At 33.4% G+C, this 22,324-nt stretch carries 19 protein-coding genes and 1 tRNA gene; 16 read left to right on the top strand and 4 right to left on the bottom strand.

The features are described from left to right. Positions 1–227: 227 nt before the first annotated feature. Positions 228–1,148 carry a tRNA (adenosine(37)-N6)-dimethylallyltransferase MiaA gene (miaA, locus tag LO744_RS04605; protein ID WP_230667403.1) on the bottom strand — a complete coding sequence of 307 codons (921 nt, stop codon included), beginning with the start codon at positions 1,146–1,148 and terminating at the stop codon, positions 228–230. A gap of 309 nt (positions 1,149–1,457) precedes the next feature. Here miaA and LO744_RS04600 point away from each other — a divergent pair, with 309 nt between their 5' ends. From LO744_RS04600 to nadA, 3 genes are all read left to right on the top strand, one after another. Further along, positions 1,458–2,315, top strand: a complete 858-nt coding sequence (locus LO744_RS04600; protein ID WP_230667402.1) for a YicC family protein — start codon at positions 1,458–1,460, stop codon at positions 2,313–2,315. 90 nt (positions 2,316–2,405) lie between these two features. After that, positions 2,406–2,978, top strand: a complete 573-nt coding sequence (gmk, locus tag LO744_RS04595; protein ID WP_230667401.1) for a guanylate kinase — start codon at positions 2,406–2,408, stop codon at positions 2,976–2,978. A gap of 97 nt (positions 2,979–3,075) precedes the next feature. Beyond that, positions 3,076–4,095, top strand: coding sequence for a quinolinate synthase NadA (gene nadA, locus LO744_RS04590; protein ID WP_230667400.1), 1,020 nt, complete (start codon positions 3,076–3,078; stop codon positions 4,093–4,095). 64 nt (positions 4,096–4,159) lie between these two features. On the opposite strand, the gene LO744_RS04585 is transcribed toward nadA, so the two are convergent. Beyond that, positions 4,160–4,360: a bacteriocin-like protein gene (locus LO744_RS04585; RefSeq protein ID WP_230667399.1), complete on the bottom strand. Its 201-nt coding sequence runs from the start codon at positions 4,358–4,360 to the stop codon at positions 4,160–4,162. A gap of 55 nt (positions 4,361–4,415) precedes the next feature. On the opposite strand from LO744_RS04585, the gene folB reads away from it, so the two are divergent. The 12 genes from folB (at position 4,416) to LO744_RS04525 (ending at position 16,843) form a co-directional block, all read left to right on the top strand. Further along, the gene (folB, locus tag LO744_RS04580) at positions 4,416–4,802 is read left to right on the top strand and encodes a dihydroneopterin aldolase (RefSeq protein WP_230670486.1); all 387 of its coding nucleotides are present in this window, start codon (positions 4,416–4,418) and stop codon (positions 4,800–4,802) included. 25 nt (positions 4,803–4,827) lie between these two features. Beyond that, entirely contained in the window at positions 4,828–6,189 is a 1,362-nt protein-coding gene (locus tag LO744_RS04575) for a DUF4403 family protein (protein WP_230667398.1), read from the top strand. A 17-nt stretch (positions 6,190–6,206) separates the two neighbouring features. Next, a complete protein-coding gene (locus LO744_RS04570; RefSeq protein ID WP_230667397.1) occupies positions 6,207–6,716 on the top strand; it encodes an RDD family protein in 510 nt (169 codons plus the stop codon). A 49-nt stretch (positions 6,717–6,765) separates the two neighbouring features. Next, positions 6,766–6,839, top strand: a tRNA-Cys gene (locus tag LO744_RS04565). 489 nt (positions 6,840–7,328) lie between these two features. After that, the gene (locus LO744_RS04560) at positions 7,329–7,865 is read left to right on the top strand and encodes a glycine zipper family protein (protein ID WP_230667396.1); all 537 of its coding nucleotides are present in this window, start codon (positions 7,329–7,331) and stop codon (positions 7,863–7,865) included. A gap of 53 nt (positions 7,866–7,918) precedes the next feature. Next, entirely contained in the window at positions 7,919–9,553 is a 1,635-nt protein-coding gene (locus LO744_RS04555) for an LIC_10190 family membrane protein (protein ID WP_230667395.1), read from the top strand. Between the two features lie 51 nt (positions 9,554–9,604). Then, on the top strand, positions 9,605–10,675 hold the full coding sequence (aroC, locus tag LO744_RS04550) for a chorismate synthase (protein ID WP_230667394.1): 1,071 nt from the start codon (positions 9,605–9,607) through the stop codon (positions 10,673–10,675). 18 nt (positions 10,676–10,693) lie between these two features. Continuing rightward, on the top strand, positions 10,694–11,257 hold the full coding sequence (locus LO744_RS04545) for a thioredoxin family protein (protein ID WP_230667393.1): 564 nt from the start codon (positions 10,694–10,696) through the stop codon (positions 11,255–11,257). A 10-nt stretch (positions 11,258–11,267) separates the two neighbouring features. After that, the gene (locus LO744_RS04540; protein ID WP_230667392.1) at positions 11,268–11,807 is read left to right on the top strand and encodes a TlpA family protein disulfide reductase; all 540 of its coding nucleotides are present in this window, start codon (positions 11,268–11,270) and stop codon (positions 11,805–11,807) included. Between the two features lie 82 nt (positions 11,808–11,889). Beyond that, positions 11,890–12,231, top strand: coding sequence for a DUF1232 domain-containing protein (locus LO744_RS04535; RefSeq protein ID WP_230667391.1), 342 nt, complete (start codon positions 11,890–11,892; stop codon positions 12,229–12,231). A gap of 285 nt (positions 12,232–12,516) precedes the next feature. Continuing rightward, positions 12,517–13,875 carry an orotidine-5'-phosphate decarboxylase gene (gene pyrF, locus LO744_RS04530; protein WP_230667390.1) on the top strand — a complete coding sequence of 453 codons (1,359 nt, stop codon included), beginning with the start codon at positions 12,517–12,519 and terminating at the stop codon, positions 13,873–13,875. A gap of 148 nt (positions 13,876–14,023) precedes the next feature. Then, complete coding sequence (locus LO744_RS04525) at positions 14,024–16,843, top strand: gluzincin family metallopeptidase (RefSeq protein ID WP_230667389.1); 2,820 nt, start codon at positions 14,024–14,026, stop codon at positions 16,841–16,843. Between the two features lie 53 nt (positions 16,844–16,896). On the opposite strand, the gene LO744_RS04520 is transcribed toward LO744_RS04525, so the two are convergent. Continuing rightward, positions 16,897–17,760: a lamin tail domain-containing protein gene (locus LO744_RS04520; protein ID WP_230667388.1), complete on the bottom strand. Its 864-nt coding sequence runs from the start codon at positions 17,758–17,760 to the stop codon at positions 16,897–16,899. A 170-nt stretch (positions 17,761–17,930) separates the two neighbouring features. After that, a complete protein-coding gene (locus LO744_RS04515) occupies positions 17,931–18,800 on the bottom strand; it encodes a lamin tail domain-containing protein (protein WP_230667387.1) in 870 nt (289 codons plus the stop codon). A 198-nt stretch (positions 18,801–18,998) separates the two neighbouring features. On the opposite strand from LO744_RS04515, the gene LO744_RS04510 reads away from it, so the two are divergent. Continuing rightward, a complete protein-coding gene (locus LO744_RS04510) occupies positions 18,999–22,214 on the top strand; it encodes a hypothetical protein (protein WP_230667386.1) in 3,216 nt (1,071 codons plus the stop codon). The last annotated feature ends 110 nt before the right edge of the window (positions 22,215–22,324 follow it).

The following is a 22,324-nucleotide window of genomic DNA, read 5'->3' as shown; positions in this document are numbered from 1 at the left end:
ATAAACTATTTTAGAATTCCTGCTGAGATTCCCCCGAAATGATAAAGTGTATGCTGATTTTTTAAACGCAAAGATTTATTTAAAAGATGTGTAATTTTTAAGGAGCAAAGAAAAGCGACAAAGTCGCTGATGAAGGTAGCTTAATCAGAATAAATTTTATTGATTCAATCCTTTGCTCCTTAAATGTTTTCAAGCAAAAATAAATCTTTGCGTTAAAAAACTTTCTCTTATTTCGAAGTTTGTCCATTAATATACCCAATCAAGCCATCAAAATCTTCCTGAGAATATCCCAATTGCAAATAATGAATATCATCGGCTTTTCGATACCAGGTCAATTGGCGTTTTGCATATCTTCGACTGTTTTTCTTGATTTCAGAAACCGCAAATTCCAAATCCCATTCATCATCAAAATATTTAAACAATTCAGAATAACCAACTGTATTCAAAGCCGTCAAATGTTTAAATTTCTCTAAACCTTTCGCTTCATCCAGCAAACCTTTCTCTATCATGACATCCACTCTCCTATTGATTCTGTCATACAATTCATCTCTCGGAGCTTCAATTCCGATTCGAATAGTTTTAAAATCTCTTGAATCTTGTGAAATTGCAATCAACTCAGAATATTTTTTATTCGTCTGCCAAATCACATCAATGGCACGCAAAAGCCTTCTGTGATTATGAAAATCCACAACAGAAAAATAGTCGGGGTCGAGTTCTTTCAACATTTCCTGCAATTTTTCAATACCATCATCATCCAAAATTCCCTGAAGCTTATTCTGATTTTCATCATTCGCTTCCGGTAAATCGTTCAAACCTTCAATCACCGCTTTTTCATACATCATACTTCCGCCAACCAAAATAACGGTATCGTATTTTTCAAAAAGTTCGTTGAGTTTTTTTAAGGCATCTTCTTCGTACTGTCCAATCGAATAATATTCCTGAACAGAAAGATTACCAATAAAATGATGAGGTGCTTCTGCCAGTTCTTCTGTAGATGGCGAAGCCGTTCCGATAATCATTTCTTTAAAAAACTGACGCGAGTCGCAGGAAACGATTTCTGTACTGAAATGTTTTGCCAAATCAATGGCCAATCTCGTTTTTCCAATTCCGGTAGGTCCTACAACAGAAATTAAGTTTTTATTTTTCACTGTGCTAATTTACGAAAATGAGCCTTTATTTTTAACCACAAAAACAATAAAAGACTTGCTTTGATTATTTAGATGTATAAAAGAGAGTATGTATTTTTTTTCATCTCTTTGAAAATTAAATTCTTCTACTTTTTCTTTTTGTTACTTATTACTAATAAGTGCAGATAACTACAACATAAAAATACTAACGATAATTTAATAATATATTTTAAAACTTCATAATTCTAATTTTTAAAGCCAATAGCAAAAAGCTAATTGCTAACAGCTACTTAGACTTAAATGTTTATCTTTGTACGACAATAAAAAACTATGATTTTATCAATGACCGGCTTCGGTAGAGCCGAAGGTGTTTTTGAAGGAAAAAAAATTTCAATCGATATTAAATCACTCAACAGCAAGAGTTTTGATTTAAATATCAAAATTCCTTTGCGTTACAAAGAAAAAGAATTTGAAGTAAGAAAAATTCTGAACGATAGAATCATCCGTGGAAAGGTAGATTGCTATGTTAATATTGAAAATCTTGAGGAAACTAATGATGTGAAAATCAACAGAGGTTTAATCGATTCTTATATTAATGAGTTTAAAAATATCGCTTCAGACGGACCCGATTTTGAATACCTAAAAATGGCAGTAAGACTTCCGGATGCAATTACTTCAAGACCTGACGAATTGGGTGAAGGAGAATGGGAAGCTTTAGCTAAAATAGTAAATACAGCAGTCGATAAATTTCAGGAATTCAGAAAAACAGAAGGAAAAACTCTGCACGAAGAATTGGAAAGAAACATCAAAAATATTGACAAATATCTTTCTGAAGTGGTTCCTTACGAAGAAGTAAGAATTAATTCTGTGAAAGAACGCTATCTAAAGACTTTAAAAGAATTTGAAAACGTTGATGAGACTCGTTTTTATCAGGAAATGGCTTATTTTACTGAAAAATTAGATATTTCTGAGGAAAAAGTAAGACTTGCCCAACATTTGAAATATTATTCTGAAGTAATGGAAAATGAAGATTTTAATGGAAAAAAATTAGGCTTTATTTCACAAGAAATCGGAAGAGAAATCAATACTTTAGGGTCAAAAGCCAATCACGCTGAAATTCAGAAGTTAGTAGTGATGATGAAAGATGATTTGGAAAAAATTAAAGAGCAAACGTTAAACGTATTATAGTTACGAGATTCGTGATACAGGTTTAGATTCGAGATTTAAAGGCAGAATCTGAAAACCCGAAACTCAGAACTCGAAACCCGAAACCAAACAATGGATAAAGTTATCATATTTTCAGCGCCATCGGGAAGCGGAAAAACGACATTAGTAAAACATTCTCTGGAAGCAATTCCGGAGCTGGAATTCTCTATATCTTGTACAACGAGGCAACCGAGAGGAAGTGAAATTCATGCTATTGATTATCACTTTATTTCGCCTGAAGAATTCAGACAGAAAATTTCTGATGATGCTTTTGTAGAATTTGAAGAGGTTTACACCGACAAATATTACGGAACCTTAAAATCTGAAGTAGAAAAAATCTGGAGTCAGGGGAAAGTTGTTATTTTTGATGTAGACGTAAAAGGCGGAATTTCATTAAAAAAATATTTTGGAGAAAAAGCATTATCTATTTTCATAGAACCACCTTCGATTGCCGAATTGGAACGAAGATTGATTTCAAGAAACACCGATGATGCCGAAACCATAAAAACCCGCGTAGAAAAAGCTGAAGAAGAGCTTACCTACGCCATAGAATTTGACAAAATCGTGATTAACAGCGATTTGAGTGAAGCAAAAATAGAAATAGAAAGTTTAATAAAAAGTTTTATAGAAGAAACTAGAAGTTAGAGATTAGAAGTTAGTAAAAAGCACCCTTCAATTTGGTTTAAAACTAACTTCTAATCTCTAAAAACTAACTTCTATAAAAGAAAAATTTGAGGCTGAAATGAGCACTGAAACATTAGAAAAAGCTAAGTCTACACTTCCCGTAAAAGGATTTTTAGATTTAAAAGATATTGACATTCCTCAAGGAGAAGACCTGATAAAAGCGATTCTCCAGCTGAAAGAAGAAAAAAATGCCGTTATTCTGGCGCATTATTATCAACCGGGAGAAATTCAGGACATTGCTGATTTCTTGGGAGATTCTCTTCAATTGGCAAGACAGGCAAAAGACACAGATGCAGATATGATTGTATTCTGCGGGGTGCATTTCATGGCAGAAGCTGCAAAAATTCTGAACCCAACGAAAAAAGTTGTACTTCCAGATACTATGGCGGGATGTTCTTTAGCAGACGGATGTTCAGGTGAAGGTTTGAGAAAAATGCGTGAGCAGCATCCAAATGCTTTGATTGCAACTTACATCAACTGTAACGCAGAAACAAAGGCCGAAAGTGATATTATCGTAACCAGCTCAAATGCTGAAACCGTAATTGAAGCTTTACCGACTGACAGACCAATTATTTTCGCACCGGATAAAAACTTAGGTAGATATTTATCTAAAAAAACCGGTCGTGACATGATTCTTTGGGATGGAAGCTGCATTGTACACGAGGCTTTCTCAATGGAAAGAATTGCAAAACAATTGGCAGATAATCCAGATTCAAAAATGATTGCGCACCCAGAAAGTGAAGAATCAGTTTTAAAACTGGCTCACTTCATCGGTTCAACTTCTGCTCTTTTAAATTTTGTTGAAAAAGACGATTGCCAAAAATTTATCATTGCTACTGAAGAAGGAATTCTTCACGAAATGAGAAAACGTGCGCCACACAAAGAATTAATTCCAGCTTTGGTTTTTGACGAAAGCTGTAACTGTTCAGAATGTTTTTATATGAAACGAAATACAATGGAAAAATTGTATTTGTGTATGAAATATGAACTTCCTGAAATTTTAATTGAAGAAGAACTTCGATTGAGAGCACTAAAGCCTATTGAAGCAATGCTCGACCTTTCGAAAAGCATTAAATAATAAAAACGAGCTGTCTCAAAAATGAGGCAGCTCGTTTATTTTTTTGCTAAGGTGACTTTACCATTTATGAAAGTCCACCATCTACACAATCCATGTGTACTAAAACTTTAGATTGGCAACATTTTGGCAAAGCATTAAACGCTTCACATGAACGTGGAAAATCAGGACCGGGCCCGTATGGTCCGGAAGGACAATTTTCATTACAAACTGCGCCACCATTAATAGACTTCAGCTCTACTCGAGCTAATTTTTTAAGATTTTTCATATTTATTTGATTTGTTTAGTTATTAAATATAATACTTTTGCTTATATATAAAAAAATCATGAGTAAAATCTTTTTAGAAGATGTAAAAATCTACGCTTACCACGGCGTTCTTCCTGAAGAAAATATTATCGGAACCTATTATATTTTAAATGCAGAAATTCATACTGATTTGTGGGGCGCTGCAGTTTCTGATGATTTAAATGACACCATAAGCTATGCTGATATTAATGAAATCATTCATGAAGAAATGAAAATTCAGTCTAAATTGCTGGAGCATGTTGCAGGAAGAATTATCACTAAAATAAACGAAAAATTTAATCAAATTTCATACATCAAATTAAGAATTACCAAAACCAGTCCCCCAATGAAAGGCGAAATGAAAGGTGCAAGTGTAGAGCTTGAAAAAAGCTTTTTATTAGGCGGAATTACAGAAAATGAGTAATTTTCAGTTTTAAAATCAAAACACAGTGAAGACATTCAACCTAATATTTCTATTGCTTGCTATCGGTATTTTTGGACAAAACAATACTTCTGGCGATGCTATTTACAATTTTCCTAAAATAAAATCGAGCATTACAATGCCGGTAACCATTCCATTATCGGAGATTAGCAATATGATTAATGCTTCGGTAAAGGATATGATTTTTCAGGATGATTCTTACACCGATAACGACAATGACCAATTTAAAGTAAAAGTTTGGAAAACCCGACCAATACGACTGGTTGGAGATGCCAATCAAAATATTGTGATTGAAGTTCCATTAAAAATATGGGCAGAAAAAGGCATTGGTACTTTGGGAGTTTACACCTATCAGGAAACGACTTTTGAAACGGTGATGTATTTTAAAACAGCTTTAAGTTTTAAAAATAACTGGACGGTAAGCACTTTTACACAACCCATGGGTTTTAAATGGGTCAAAAAACCAGTTTTAGATTACGGAAAAATTAAAATTCCTATCACTTCACTCGTCGAAAAAAGCCTTAAAGAGCAACAGTATAACTTCTGTAAAACCATTGACCAGCAAATGGCTACACAGCTCAACTTTCAGCAATACGCTGTTTTGGCGTGGAATGCTTTTTCGCAACCTTTCAACATCTCTGAAGAATATAATACATGGTTGAAAATAACTCCCATCAACGTTAATATTACTCCGCTGAAATTTTATGGAAATCAGATTGACACCAATATTGGAATTGATATTTTTTCTGAAACCTACACCGGAACAAAACCAGAGGCCTCACAACCTGCAAAAGCAGTGATGAATTTTAATTTTATTCCTCTATTAGCAGACCAGTTTCTATTGCAGACCACTGCAAATATTCCATTTTCTGAAGCGACCAATATCGCCAAGAAAAGCTTTTTAAATAAGGAATTTGATATCAGAGACTCTAAAGTAAAAATTACGGATATAAAAGTATATGGCGAGGCAAACCGTATTATGATTGAAGCTGAAACGGAAGGTTACGTAAATGGAACGGCTTTTATTTCAGGTATTCCTATTTATGATGAAACAAAACAAAAAATTGTGCTGTCGGATACCAAGTTTAAATTAAAAACCTCAAACCTTCTTCAAAAATTGGCAACTTCTCTTTTTAAAGGTAAAATTGTAAAGATGATTGAAAACGAATACGGAATTCCTACAAACGAGCTTGAAGCATCGTCAAAAAAAAGCATTGAAGAAGCGTTTAATAAAGAATATTACAAAGGACTGAAAATGACCGGGAAAGTTTTTAAACTAAAACCCCATCAAATTCTTTTAAACGAGTATGGCATTACAGCTGTAATTGATATCAATGCCACTTTAAGATTTACTTTAAAAGGCTTTTAAACTAAAAACATATAATCATGAGAAAATATTTACAAATTATTGATAGACACAGAGCAACCAAGGGAATGAGGTTCGTTAATATTCTTGTTGATAGAATTGCATTTAACTTAATTTTTTTCGCATTAGGTCTTGCCGGCGGTATTCTTGACGGAATTTTTGGAATATATTATTTCACTAAATTCTTTGACCAATTAGCTGAATTGGGAAGAGTTGCCGATATTATTATCACAAGTATTATATTTTTCTTTTATATATTTCTAATTGAATACTTTACTAAAGGAAGAAGTCTCGGGAAATACATTACCGGAACAAAAGTGATAATGACAGATGGCAAGGAACCTACTTTAGGAGATTATTTTATTAGAAATATTACACGATTGGTTCCTTTTGATGCTTTATCATTTTTAGGAGAAAATGGATGGCATGACAACTGGAGCGACACTAGAGTAATCAATATCAAAAATTATGAGGCTGAAAAACAGGCTAAGAACGAAATTGACGCAATTGGTGTAAAAGAAATTGCATAAAAAATTTGGAGAATATTATTATTTCCCTATATTTGCAGCACCTAAAAACGGTGCTTTGGCCGAGCGGCTAGGCAGTGGTCTGCAACACCATCTACAGCGGTTCGAATCCGCTAGGCACCTCCAACTAAGTCCCTAATCTATACCAGTTTAGGGACTTTTTTGTTTTCTTAAAACTACTTATCCATTAGTAAACAATAAATCTACTTTTTTGAAAAATACTTTTTATAATGGGGAAAGCCTTGGCTGTAATACCAAAATCCTGACTTACTGCTCTGCTGCCTTAAATAAATAGAAATTAAGAAGACAAATAGCAAAACTAAACCTAATAATATAAAATTCTCAAGCAATGAAAGATAATCTGATATTTCCATGGGTCGATTTTTAGTTATTATAAATATATGCAAAAGAGACAATAAAAAAGAAATATTTTCTCTATAACTAGAGATTTAATTAAAAAAAATCAACCATACGTGATAAACACTGGCTTCTTCGAGCTATCTTTTTCAAAAAGCATTTTAAAACTTTAACACTTCCTTAACTAAACCTTGGCTTCATAATTGAAATTATCAGGATATAGACTTCAAAAGTTTAATCGTATAGAAAATTTGAGTTATGAAAAATATAGTTTTAACAGGTTTGATTTCAATATTTACATTGACGGCCTGTAAGAAGGATGATAATAAAGTTGCTGAAAAAACTTTAGAACAACAGAAATTAGAATTTCAGGCTAGACAGCTTGATATAGAAAAGCAAAAACTGGCTATTGAAAGAGAAAGATTCGCCTACGAAACACAAAAAAGAAACGATAGCATAGCGGAAGTTGAAAAAGCTAAAACAGCAGCTGCCGCAAAACCTCAGGTAATCAAAGAAACCAAAACAATATACAGAGACGCACCGTCTTCTTCTAGCAACAACGGAAGCCAGGCAAGCAACTATTCATCTCAAGGAACAACCGCTAAGAAAAAAGGGATAAGTGAAGCTGCAAAAGGGACTGCAATTGGTGTAGTGAGTGGCGCGGCTTTGGGAGCTATTGTTAATAAGAAAAACCGTGGTGGTGGTGCCGTAGTTGGTGGTATCATCGGTGGAGCAACAGGATATACATTAGGTAGGTCACAAGACAGAAAAAGTGGTCGAGTACAACCTAAATAATTAAATATTTTCACAAACATTAAAGATTGCTTATTTTTAGGCAATCTTTTTTTATGCTATTAATTTTATTCTCCTCAATTTTTCTAGTTACAACCTTTATGGGTTGGGGAAAACTGATGGAAAATATTTTTAGAAAAAGCCTTACCGGGATTTCAGGAAAAGTTTTAGCCGGAATTTTCTCAACGGGTTTAATTTTCACTGTTCTATCATTTTTCACTCCACTGAATTTATATGTTGAAATTCCTATCATTTTAATCGGAATTTTTTACTTTTTTAAAGACAAGCTCTACCTAGATTTTTATAAATTCTCAAAAAAGGATTCTATAATTTTAGGCGTTTTAATAACGGTAATCTTATTTTGCAGCTCTTTTTATCCATTTATTTTAGACCATTTCGGATATTATGTTCCTACGATAAAATGGGTTACAGAATATGGTTTGGTGAAAGGAATCTCTAATCTTGATTTGATTTTGGGACAAATGTCGGTTTGGCACATCCTACAGGCCGGATTTAGTAATTTTGCAGACCCCTTTTTAAAACTTAATGCCGTTTTACTTATTGTTTACGGAATTTATATTGTAGAAAAAAAAAGCTGGATTCAACTTATTTTCATTCCCGTTTTACTTATTTTTTCACAATCCCCAAGCCCGGATTTGCCTGTAATTATTTTTTCACTATTTATTTTAAACGAAATTCTATCCGGAAACAAAAATATTTCTTTTTTATTCGCCTTTTCAGTTTTCACTTTTGCCATCAAACCAACCATTATCTGGCTGCCGATTTTCATTCTCCTCTACTCCATTTTCATTATTAAATTTGACTATAAAAAACTTATTTTCGGCTCCGTTGTTTTTCTTTTATTTATTGTGAAAAATATCTGGACATTTGGCTATCCCATTTTCCCAATAGCAGTTTTAGATTTAGGAATTCCTTGGAAATCTAATCCTGAACTGTTAAAAGCATCTTCAAAATTTGCCATCGTAAAAACTTATGATGAACAATATTCTTACGCAGAAATTTTAAAATTCTCTTGGCTTGATTATATTAAGAATTGGCTTTCATTAAAAGGATTAAAGTCAATTATCAATATTTTTTTTATTTTCAGCTTAATAAGTTTCATTATATTCTCTATTGTTAAAAAAAACAAAATCATTAGTCTGATTTGTATTTCAATATTGATAAAAAGCGCTTCAGTTCTACTTTTTTCAGCACAATACCGATTTTTCATTGATGTATTTTTTGTGATATTCTTTGTTGTATTTTTTAAATATTTAAATAAAAAATATACAGTTTTAATTTCCTCATTTTTGATATTTACTGTTGTGGGAATTTTCTCTTTTCCCAATCTTATTCAAAAGTTTATTCCAAGTTTTCAGGTGGGAAGATTTATGACACCATTTGAAAAAAAACAGATTATAAAGCCATCTCATTACGAATATAATCAATACAATTCTTATAAAGTTGGAGATTTAAAGTTTAATGTTTCAAAAAAATACCCTTTCAATTTTGATACGCCAGTTCCTGCAATCTCAGTAAATTATGTTTTTGATTATCAAAAAGAAAAAATATTTCCAAAACCTATTGATAAAAACAATTTAAAAAAAGGATTTATCTGGAAAAACCTTAATGCTGAAGAAAAAAAGGAACTCGACAAAACAATAGAATTAATCAAAAAGAGTTATCAATAAACCGATTGCCAAAGACTTTATTATCTGAATAAAAAACGGTAATTTTGTACTATGTTCAATACTTTAGGTAATCTTCTCAGCCTAACCACGTTTGGCGAGAGTCACGGCGCAGCTTATGGCGGAATCATCAATAATTTCCCGGCAGGTCTGGAAGTCGATTTTGAAAAAATTCAATATGAGTTGAATCGTAGAAAACCCGGCCAATCAGCAATCGTTACCCAACGAAAAGAAAGCGATACCGTACAGTTTCTTTCCGGAATTTTCGAAGGAAAAACCACCGGAACTCCTATCGGCTTTATGATTGAAAATGAAAATCAAAAATCGAAAGACTATGATCACATTGCCCATTCTTATCGCCCTAGTCATGCGGATTTCACGTATGATCAAAAATTTGGGATCAGAGATTATCGTGGCGGCGGAAAATCTTCTGCGAGAGAAACCATCAATTGGGTCGTTGCCGGAGCTTTAGCAAAACAATTTTTAAAGGATATTGAAATCAACGCTTACGTTTCTTCTGTGGGCGAAATTTTCTGTGTAAAACCTTATCAGGATTTAGATTTTTCTAAAACCGAAAGCAATGAAGTACGTTGTCCCGATACTGAAACTGCCGAAAAAATGATTTCAAAAATTAAAGAAATCAAAAAAGAAGGCAATACAATTGGCGGAACCATTACCTGTGTCATCAAAAACGTTCCTGTAGGAATTGGTGAACCCGTTTTTTCTAAACTTCAGGCTGAATTGGCAAAAGCAATGCTCAACATCAACGCATGCAAAGGTTTTGAATATGGAAGCGGATTTTGTGGTGCAAAAATGACAGGAAGCGAACATAATGATGAATTTAATACCGACTTTTCTACAAAATCAAACCTTTCCGGTGGAATTCAGGGTGGAATATCTAATGGAATGGATATTTATTTCCGAGTAGCTTTCAAACCGGTAGCAACCATTTTAAGACCACAAAACAGTGTTGACAAAGATGGAAATGCAGTTACTGTAGAAGGAAAAGGCAGACACGATCCTTGTGTTGTTCCAAGAGCAGTTCCTGTGGTGGAAAGCTTAGCCGCATTTGTTTTAGCTGATTTATTTTTAATCAACAGAACCCGAAATAGTAATCAATTTTAAATTAAATTTTTAGTAATCATGAAAAATTACTGGGATAAAGCCATATCTTTTGAAGAATATCTTCAAATCGCTCATCAAAGACTTGAAAATCCTCCAACTCCACAAGATGCAGAATATAAAATGTATTACGAGTTGGGAATCCAGAGAATGGATAGAACTTTGAAAAAATTTGTTGTCGACGAAGAGCAAATCAACGAGTTAAAGTCTAAAAATTTCAACGGAAAAATTCTTATTATTTCTGAAGCTTGGTGTGGCGACGCAAGTGCGACCGTTCCTGCTTTAGCTAAATTCTTTGAAGGTCACAATGAAGTAAAAATCTTCCTAAGAGACAGTGATAAGAGTTTAATCAATCAGTTTTTGACAAACGAAACAGAATCTATTCCGAAAGTAATCATTTTAGATGAAAACTTTAATGTGAAAAATTCTTGGGGACCGCGTCCAAAATTTGGGAATGAACTATTATTAAAATTCAAAGCCGATCCTGAAGCATATCCTAGAGAGAGTTTTTATAATGATTTGCAGGTATATTATTCTAGAAACAGAGGAAAAGATGCCATTCAGGAAATTTTAGAATTATTGTAAATAAAGAATTATGAAAAAACTGATTATTTACGTTGTTATTCTCGCAGTTTTAGGCGTTATATTTTTAGTTCCCGGAGTACGAAATTTTCTTAAGGACCAATTTTTTCCGATTGCTACGATAGAAAATGCAGTGCACATCAGCCCGGAAGATTATGATGTAGATTTACAGGGAATCAATGTGCCGAGTACCAATCTGAAAAACTTTAAAGACAAACCTGTTTTTCTAAATTTTTGGGGAACATGGTGTCCTCCGTGTAGAAAAGAATGGCCATCAATACAAAGATTGTACGACAAAAGAAAAGAAAATATAGATTTCGTTTTAATTGCAATGAAAGATGAAGAGGCTACGGTAAGAAAGTTTATGAAAGAAAATAACTATACCGTTCCGGTGTATATTGCGCAAAGCCCTATCTCAGAAAAAATACTTCCGAAAGTTTTTCCTACCACCTTTCTGTTAGATAAAAACGGAAGAATATTGATTAAAGAAGATGCTGCAACTGACTGGGATGCAGAATCTATCCATCAATTTATTGATAATATTCTTAAGTAAACTTTAACTAAAATTTAGATTGAGTTGGTACAAATTTTGCGAAATTTACAGAGTTGAAAATTATTTTAAAACAGACACAAAAATGAAATATTCAAAACTCAATCTTGCAAAAGAAGCGATTGCCCACAAAGGCTTTCTCAAAAAAATACCCGCTATTTTCAGAATGGTTAATATGTGGCGAAAAGGAGTATATCCTGTAAAATCAATAGACCTTATCTTACCGCTACTAGGTCTTCTGTATGTTATTTCTCCTATAGATATCATCCCTGACTTTATTATTGTAGCCGGAGTTTTAGATGATTTAGCAGTTTTATCATTAACAATTCCTAAGCTTATTCGGGAAGTTGATAAATTTCTAATTTGGGAAGCCGAGCAGAAATACAGCCCAAGTAGTACAAAAATAATTGATGCAGAAATCGTTTAAATAATTAAAACATCCTTTTGAGGATGTTTTTTTTTGTGAATAAGCACCCATAATTAATGTTTATTATAATTTTTTAAATAGTAAGGAGGTTAAATATTTAAGAACACAAGCAAAATACACTGAGGCAAATCAATCAACAGCATACTTAAATCAATTTTAATAGTTCTTAAACACCTAATAATCTTAATGATAAAGACTTTTTCAAATCTACTTTAAGCAAAATTCACGATTGACAATTAACTTTAACATCAAATCCTTAAATTTGCATAATCTAATAAAAAATTAATGGAAAGTAAGAAAGAATTCTTTTTGGAATGTTACAAACTGGGCATCATCAAATTTGGAAGATTTACCTTAAAAAGCGGAATTGAAAGCCCTTTTTATGTAGACTTAAGACCTTTAGCATCAGATCCTAAAATTTTAAAAAACCTGGCTAATTACTTATTGGAAATGCTTCCATTAGATAATTTTGATTTGATTTGCGGAGTTCCTTATGCTGCACTTCCAATGGCGACTGCAATGTCTTTGGAAAGCTATATTCCATTAATTATAAAAAGAAAAGAAGCAAAAAGCTACGGTACTAAAAAATTAATTGAAGGAATTTACCAGAAAGGACAAAACTGTCTTTTGGTAGAAGATGTGATTACTTCTGGAAAATCTTTGATAGAAACCATTGCTGAAGTAGAGCAAGAAGACCTTAAAGTTGCCGACATCGTTGTTGTTTTAGACAGAGAACAAGGTGGTAAACAGCTTTTAGAAAGCAAAGGCTACAAAGTTCATACATTATTTAACATTTCTGAAGTTTGCACAATTCTTCAAGAAACTGGTGAATTGAGCGATGAAGAAGTAAAAAGAATTCAGGGTTTTTTACAAGGAAACCATATTCAGTTTGAAGAAAAGAAAAGACTTTCTTATCAACAAAAATCTGAAAATGCACAGCATTCTGTTTCAAAAAAATTATTAGAAACTGCTTTAGCAAAAGAATCAAACCTTATTGCATCAGCAGATGTAATAACTACTCAGGAATTATTAGAATTGGCTGAGAAAGTAGGTCCACACGTTATTGCTTTAAAAACGCACATCGATATTATTTCAGATTTCGATTATCAAAATACGATTGTTCCTTTGAAAGAATTGGCTGCAAAGCATAATTTCTTATTGATGGAAGACAGAAAATTTGCTGATATCGGAAATACTCAGGAGCTACAGTTCACAAGTGGCGTTTTCAAAATTACAGATTGGGCAGATTTTGTAACGTCTCAGGTAATTGGTGGTTTTGAATCTTTAGACTGTTTCAATAATGTAGGCGTTGTTGCCATTATCGGAATGTCTTCAAAAGGAACTTTAACGACCAATAGCTACAGAGAAGAGGCCTTAAAAGTCGCTTTATCTCACCCTAATGTAATTGGTGGAGTTTCTCAAAATGCACTTCCTGAAGAAATTTTACTGTTTACGCCGGGAGTTAATTTAGCAGATTCAGGTGATGGGAAAGGTCAGCAGTACAATACTCCTGATCATGTATTCAAAACTCTTCACACCGACTTTATCATCGTAGGAAGAGGAATTTACAAATCTGAGAATCCTGCAGAAGCTGCTGTTACTTATAAAAACGAAGGCTGGAAAGCATATTTGGCTTCATTGTAACAATAAATAAATAAATAAATCATTATTTGCTCTCATTCATATGGGAGCAAATTTTATTTTGTAGACTTCTCAGAATATTTACAAATCTTAACTAAAAATCATAAAGATTACATCTAAAATAAGCTATATTTGAAGCTTTAGCAAAATATTGAAAAAGTTTAGCATAGGTCTTTTTTTGATTTGGGGAGTTGTACAGGTTTCTGCACAAAAAGATAGTATTTCCATTCACGCAAAATTATCGCAGGATAAAAAAACTCTTGAAGTAAGGCAAGAAATTGTATATCACAATCATTCTGATACACCACTAAACAGTATTAAACTTCTAAACTGGATTTCGGCTTACAACAAAAGAGGAACTTCTCTGGTTTACCGAAAATTGGAAGATAGAAACAACAGCCTTCATTTTGCAAAACAGGAAGAGCTGGGGAAAGTTTTAGAATTACAAATCAAAAATTCAGAAAATCAATCTGTTTCTATCAAAAATATTTCTGAGGAAAATTTCTTTCTTTCATTAAACGAAAATTTAGAGCCCGGAAAAAGTGTCAAGTTGCAACTGCAATATACCATGCAGCTTCCAGACAAAAAATTTACCGGTTATGGAACTTCCGAGCAAGATATTGCGTTAAAATATTTCTTTATTGTTCCTGACCATTTTGATTCGGGCAATATTTCAAAAAGAAATTATCACGACATCGAAGAATCTGTCAACTTCAATACCTATTGGTCTGTTGATTTTGAAACACCCTCACAGGCTTTTATTCAAAGTAATCTTCAGCAGATTCAGCCTAATTTATTTAAAGGATATTTAGATTCAGATCCTGAATTTATTATTTCAAAAAATAATTTTCCGACGATTAAAATCGATACAGAAGATATTAAAACCGAAATCAAATTCGGATATACAATCAGCAAGCAGGAGATTCAGAATCTTGAGTTTTATCTTCCGTTGCAATTGAGATTTATCAAAGATAAAATCGGTTTTATCCCCAAGCAACTTTTTATTTCTGAAAAATTCAGGGCAAAAGAAGACTTTTTTGGAAATAACGATATTAAGTTCTGGAAATTTAGGTTTAAATTGTTTTCAGATGCTGAAAATACCGATTTAGACTATTTCGGAATTATCTCTAAAAAAATCCTTGATGAAAGCATTATTACCGATAAGCAGGAAAATCACTGGTTTAAAAATGGTTTAAAATCATATCTTGAAATTCAGTATCTGAAAAAATTCTATGGAGAAGCAAAACTTCTTGGAAATCTGCCCGAAAATAGTATTTTAGGTGTTAAACCTTTAAAATTATTCCATGCTTCAAGGGTGAAGTTACTAGACCGATATGGTTTGGCTTATCAATACATTATGTCTCAGAATCTCGATCAGAAAATCGATGAGCCTTTTGCTGTTTTGAGTAATTTTAATGATATGGCAATCAGTAGCTTTGAAACGGGAAGCCTTTTTAGTTATTCTGCCAATAAAATGGGTGAAGAAAAATTTAATCTTTTATTAAAAAATTATATTGCTAAAAACATTGATAAGCAAGTTTATCCCGAAGACTTTCTAGATCAGCTCGCCAAAGAAGAATCTTCGACGTCATATTTAAAAGGATTTTTGAAACAGAAAAACAGAGTTAATTTTAAGCTTAAAAATTTTAGAATCAATGATGATTCTCTGCATATCAAAATTGCAAAAAATACAGACGAAGCCATCCCCGTAAAGCTGGAAACCCAAACTAAAAGCGGTGAAAGAACTTCTTACTGGATCGAAACTGAGGAGAATGAAAAGCTAAAAACGGTCAGTCTTCCGTCACAAGATATTTATAAAATCACTTTAAATAACGATTATATATTTCCGGAAGCCAATTATCGTGATAACTTTCTTTACACCAAAGGTTTGTTTTCGAATGCTAAAAAAATTAAATTTAAACTCATTAAAGATATTCCAAATCCTGAGTTTAATGAAATATATCTAAACCCAAGAGTACGTTTCACCAACACCTACGACAAATTTTTGATTGGTCTTAACTTTAAAAATCAATCACTTTTTGATCAGAAATTCCTCTATTCAGTAACTCCGTCTTTCAGTACAGGAACGGGTAAACTGACAGGTTCTGGTGCAGTTTCCTACTCTTTTCTACCTGCTGAAAGTGTGATTCAGAGGTTAAGTTTCGGAGTTTCGGGATCGTATTTTCATTATGATTATGATTTAGCGTATCAGAAAAGCTCATTGTACTCGAATATCAATTTTAGAAAAAATCCGAGAAGTACGGTAAGCCGTGGTTTAGGAATTTCTTATACTTACTTTGAGCGCGACCTTAATGCAAAAATGATTGCCAATCGTGATTACGACAAATATAATCTTTGGACAATTGGTTACGGTTATACCGATAATCAGATGATTCACGAGAAAAGTTTCAGCCTGAGTACACAGGGAATGGAAGATTACAACAAGATTACCGCAGAAGGTTTTTACAGATGGGAATTTGCACCCAGACAAAAGCTTAGTCTGAGACTTTTTGCCGGATATTTTGCCAGAAACGACACCCGAAACAATACCTTTAATTACGGAATTTCAAGGGTTTCAGATTATTCGTTTTCATACAATCTTTTAGGACAAAGTGCATCAAGCGGAATTTTATCGCAACAGTTTATTTTAGCTGATGGTGGCTTTAAATCTTTTATTCCAGGAACAGTTAATCAATGGATTACATCTTTTAATGTAGACTCCAGCGTCTGGAAAATCTTCCATGTTTACGCAGATGCCGGTTTGTATAAAAATAAAAATAATCCTACACAGTTTATTTGGGACAGCGGTGTGAAGGTACGTTTAATCCCAGATTTCCTTGAAGTTTATCTTCCCGTGCAGTCTTCATTAGGTTTTGAACCCGGCTTTAAAGATTATGGAAGAAGAATACGATACACCTTGATTTTAAATCTGAGCACCATTATTAATGCTGCAAGAAGAGGTTGGTATTAAAACAAAAAAAAGTTGCCTGAAGACAACTCTTTTATTCCATATTTTCTAAGAAATTAATCTTTCAAAACTTTCTGAGAAACTGGTTGATTATCAACAAAACCAGTTACAATATAGTTTCCTTTTTGTAATTCAGCAACGTTTAATGATGCGCCATTTTTTACAGAAGCTGTTTTTACTAACTGGCCAGATAATGTATAGATTTTAACATCTCTGACACCCGCTTCGAAAATGATTTCATTATTTTTCACCAATGAATTTTTAATAAATCCTGACTTTTTGGAGGTATCTCTAATATCACTTACCGCTAACGTTCCCGATGTGGACTGCGGAGTGGGTAAGGAAATAGTAAAGTCTACAGAATTATTGTTCGTATCTCCAATCGTTCTACTGATTGAATTTAAAATCGTTGGTGATGGAGCTGCTCCACTTCCTTCATGCTGATTTGCCAATCCGTACCCTACAAAATCTAAAACATTTGTTGCTGTAGGCCCTGTAACTGTAGTAGCATTGCTTGCGAGAGCAACTTTACCCGAAGTAAGTGCAAGACCAATCCCTATCCCAACCGCAGGCGATCCATCTAAATTGAGCAAAACAGTCACTATGAGATTAGGATTAAGCAAATTAATCAATCCACCTAATCCATCTGAGCCTTGTTGAATTAAATAGGTTTGCCCCGGATTTAAAGTAATGCTGGGTAAATTATTATACTGAGTGAAAGCTCCGGAAGCTGATGCGTATTGAAGAGTTGCACCATTGAGAGAAGAAGTAGAAGTTCCAATATTTTTCAATTCTATGAAATCATTGGTAATCGCGGCACCAAGAAGTCCGCCACCGGTATAGATTTCATTAATAACAATCTGGGCATTAGAGAATGCAGCTATCGAAACGAGTCCGATAAAAGTAAATACTTTTTTCATAATGTTATATTTTAGTTGATTGATAATAATTTATACAAAATTAATACCATATCAACAATCATATACCACATGTTTTGAATTATTAAAAACAAAATCACATATTGAAGAAAAAAAAACCACTTCTTAGAAGCGGTTTGCAATATTAATTTCGAGTGATAATTAATCGAAAATTAGTTTTTCAAAATTTTCTGAGAAACAGCTTGATTATTTACAGTTCCTGTAACGATATAGTTACCTTCAGCTAATTCAGCAATATTTAAAGTTCCGTTAGCTTTTACAGAAGCTGTTTTCACTAATTGACCCGTTAATGTATAAATTTTAACTTCTTTTGCATCTGCTCCAAAAGTGATTTCGTCATTTTTAACGAAAGTGTTTTTTATGAAGTTTGATTTAGATAAAACTACATCAGTAATACTTAAAGTTCCACAGTTGTTCACAGCTGCACTTGAGTTAATTGGATTAACAGCACCAATTATAAAATCAGCTCCATTATTATTGGTATCAGTACAACCTCCATTTAGTCTAAAAATAGAATTAGTTGCAGATCCTACAACGCTAGTATCAGTACCTTCTGATGCATTCGCTGTACCCATACCAACAAAATCAATAGCACCAGTAGGAGACGCTCCATTGATTGTGGTATCGTTACTCATTAGTGCAACTTTACCATTTCCTCCCAAGTTAACAGTACCACTACCAGATAAACCTCCATCAAAATCAACAGCAACAGGTAAAACAGCTCCCGTATTAACATTATTAGAAGCAAGCCCAACTAAATAGTAAGAGTATGGAGCAATAGTTGCACCTGCAGGAAGTGTTACTTTTCCACTCCAACTAGCAGTAGAAGTTGCTGATCCATATTGTATAGACCATCCAGACATATTAACAGCTGAGCTAGTTTTATTGAAAAGAACTACAAAATCTCTATTGTAAGTTGCTCCAGAATTCCCTCCATTTGCATAGATCTGTGCCATTGAAACTTGCGCATCAATCATAATTGCTGAAAAAGCAATACCCAAGATAATAAAAACTTTTTTCATAACTTAATTTTTTAATTATTAATAATTTACATGGCAAAATTAGGGCAATTTTTCTCTTTGAGACAATATTAAGGTTAATTTACTGTTAATAATGCTAAAGAGGAAACGGTTCACATTTTTTAGTTATTTTTACCAATTATTTTTAAAGACTTGCAGAATTCTATTCTGATATTCGTACTTTTTTTCATGGGCTTATCAATGAATAATGCTCAAATATTTTCATGGAAAAATCCCAATATCCCTAAAGATTCTATCTCTTCTAAGAATGACAGTATTTTAGCAATAAAAAAAGACAGTATTCTCGCTTTAAAATTCGGACGGGATATTTTCGCAAAAGACACCATGGATTTTGTGAAAACCAGCAACCGAATTATTGTAGATGAAGCGGTATTGGCAAAGAATGATTCTAAAAGATTTTTAGGAGAATTAAATTCAAAAGGTTCAATTATTCGAGGGATTACTTTTGGTAATAATCAGGGACAGTCGGTACAAAGCTCGATGGACCTTCAAATTTCCGGTAGGCTTTCAAAAGATGTTACCGTTTTAGCAAGTATTTCAGACCACAATTTACCGATTCAGGCAGATGGTTACACGCAGACTTTAGAAGAATTTGACAAAATTTATATGCAGCTTAATATTAAGGATAAATCTATTCTTAGAGCCGGACATTTAGATTTGGTAGATTCTAAAAATTATTTTGCCAAATATCAGCGTCGAAGCATGGGAATTCAGTTTCAGACTCAGCTTGGGACTGATAACAAAACTTTTGTAGATATTTCAGCGGGTGTTGCACGAAGCGAATTTCACAGAATTCGTTTTCAGGGTATTGAAGGAAACCAGGGACCGTATCGTTTAACCGGGAAAAATGGCGAGCAGTTTATTACCCTAATTTCTGGTTCAGAGCAGGTTTTCATCGATGGTATCTTGATGAAACGTGGAGAAAACCAAGATTATATCATTAATTACAATACAGGAGAAGTTACTTTTACCAGTTTCAGACCGATTTTCCAACAGAATTTCATTACCATTTCTTTCAATTACGCCAACAGAAATTACTCTAGATACTTATTTACCGGAAAAGTTGAGCATCAAAGAGAAAAATTAAAAATAGGCTTAAACTGGTTTATGGAGAATGATAATAAAAATGCTCCATTAGCTTTAAATTTATCTAAAGAAGACGAGCAGATTTTAGCAGATGCCGGAAATGATTTAAACTTAATGTACGCACCTTCAGGTGTCGTTGCAGAATACGATGTCAACAAAATTCTTTACAGTCTTGTTCTGAGTCCTAACGGAAATTATTATCAGTTTTCTACAGATGCTACCCAAACTTTGTATCAAGTTTCGTTTACTTATTTTGGAGCCAATCTTGGAGATTACAAACTCACTCAAACGACCAATAACGGAAGGGTTTTCGAATACGTTGGCCCCAATTTAGGAGATTATCGTGCGGTAAGAAAACTTCCTTCACCACAAAAATCTCAGGTTTATACTTTAAACTCTGAATATTTGTTGAAAGACGGTAAAATAGGTACTGATATCTCGTTGAGTAATTACGACATCAACCTGTTTTCATCAAAAGATTCTGACCAGAATTTGGGATATGCAGCTAGGATTTTTGGAAACAAAACATTCACTAAAAACAGCTGGAAAGGTACTCCAAGTTTTGAGTACCAATATATTGAAAAGCAGTTTCATATTTTAGACCGTATTAATGATGTAGAATTCTCCCGTGACTTCAACTTAGCGAAAGAATTTAATGGTTTAACGCAAAACCGTTTCATTTTCAGCTTTCTTAATAAATGGAATAATAAATCTACTTTAAACTACAGAATCAATTATCTTGACGAGCAGGATTCTTATAAAGGAACAAAAAATGACCTTGATTTTGGCTGGATTAAAGGAAAATTCAACACAAAAGGAAATTTATCTTACCTTAATACCAATGCTACTCTGCAAGACACAAAATTCATCCGTGGAGGAGCAGGAACCGAGTATACCGGCAAAAAAGGAAGCTGGGCAGTAGGCGGAAGCATGGAGCACAATGAAAAAAAATACAACGACACTCAGTTGATGGATGTCACAAGTTTTAGTTGGAAAGAACTTTTCGTACAGAAAAAAATAGGCGACAGCACAAGAACGAAGCTTTTAGCGAAAATGTACGTGAGAGAAAATGACTCGGTACGCGACAACAGACTTCAGAACACCAACAGAATTTTAGGTTTCATGGCAGAAAGTCAAATCATTAAAACTGAAAAAACAACCTTAAACGCTTTACTACACTACAGAAAATTCTTCTATAAAGATGATATTGTAGATACAGACCAAAATAAAGATTTTGTGGTGGGTAATATTTTGTATAACCAGCAATTATTCAAAAACGGAATGCGTCTTCAGGCGTTTTATGAATTAGGAAACGGACAGGAAGCGCAGAGAGAATTTCAATACATTAAAGTTACCGACGGACAAGGTATTTACAAATGGACCGACTACAACGGTGATGGCGTGCAACAACTCGACGAATTTGAGATTGCAGAATATTCTGACTTGGCTCAATATATCAGAATTTACACCAATTCGGTGCGGTATATTCCTTCTAATAAAAATAAATTACAGCTCGCTTTATTTGTTAATCCGGCGGTTGTTTTCAGTTCAGAAAATAAATTTTTAAAACGCTGGAATTTTAATATTTCATTAAATTCTCAGAATTCATTCTACAAAAAAGATAAAGTTTTGGTGATAAATCCTTTTGAAAAAGGTGAAAATCAGATTCTAAAAAATCAGAACATTTTGATGTCGATGCAGTTTAATCCTACCGAAAAATCTGGCTGGAACGGAAATTACCGTTTTATACAAAATGACAACCTCCTGAATGCCAATTTCAGTAATGAAGAAAGAAATCAGACTTCCAATTTTGTGAATGTAGGATATTGGTTTAATAAAGAATTCAGAATCGATTGGGAGAACTCTATTCACGATTTAAAAAACTCATCACAACTCTTTGCAACAAGAGATTACAGGCTTAATAATTTTGAAACCAAGCCAAAAGCGACCTATAAATTCACCGACGCTATTCAGGCAGAATTTTCATCGGCTTACCGTGAAAAACAGAGAAAAGACGGTGAAGAACTCTTAAAAGCATTTGATATTACCGGAACCATCCAATGGGAGCGCAAGAAAACATCAATTAGAGGAAATTTCTCATTTATCAACAATGATTTTACTGGAAATAGCTTCAGTATTGTAGGAAACCAAATGCTTGATGGTTTAAAACCAGGAAAAAATCAGGTCTGGAGTGTTTTTATTCAGCAAGCCATCAACTCTTTTCTGCAGTTAAATTTAAATTACGAAGGAAGAAATTCTGGCGAAAGAACCATCCACATTGGGAGTATGCAGGTGAAAGCAAGTTTTTAGAAACTATTTAAGTCCATCGAAGCCTATTTTTTTTTAGAAGCTTTTTCCAGCTTTCCACTCTATCTTTTTTGTCCCATCCCCTATTCCTTTCAACAAAAAAGGATGCCGTT

Source organism: Chryseobacterium turcicum, assembly GCF_021010565.1.
GTDB classification, from domain to species: Bacteria; Bacteroidota; Bacteroidia; order Flavobacteriales; family Weeksellaceae; genus Chryseobacterium; species Chryseobacterium turcicum.
This window is presented reverse-complemented; position numbering and strand designations above follow the sequence as displayed.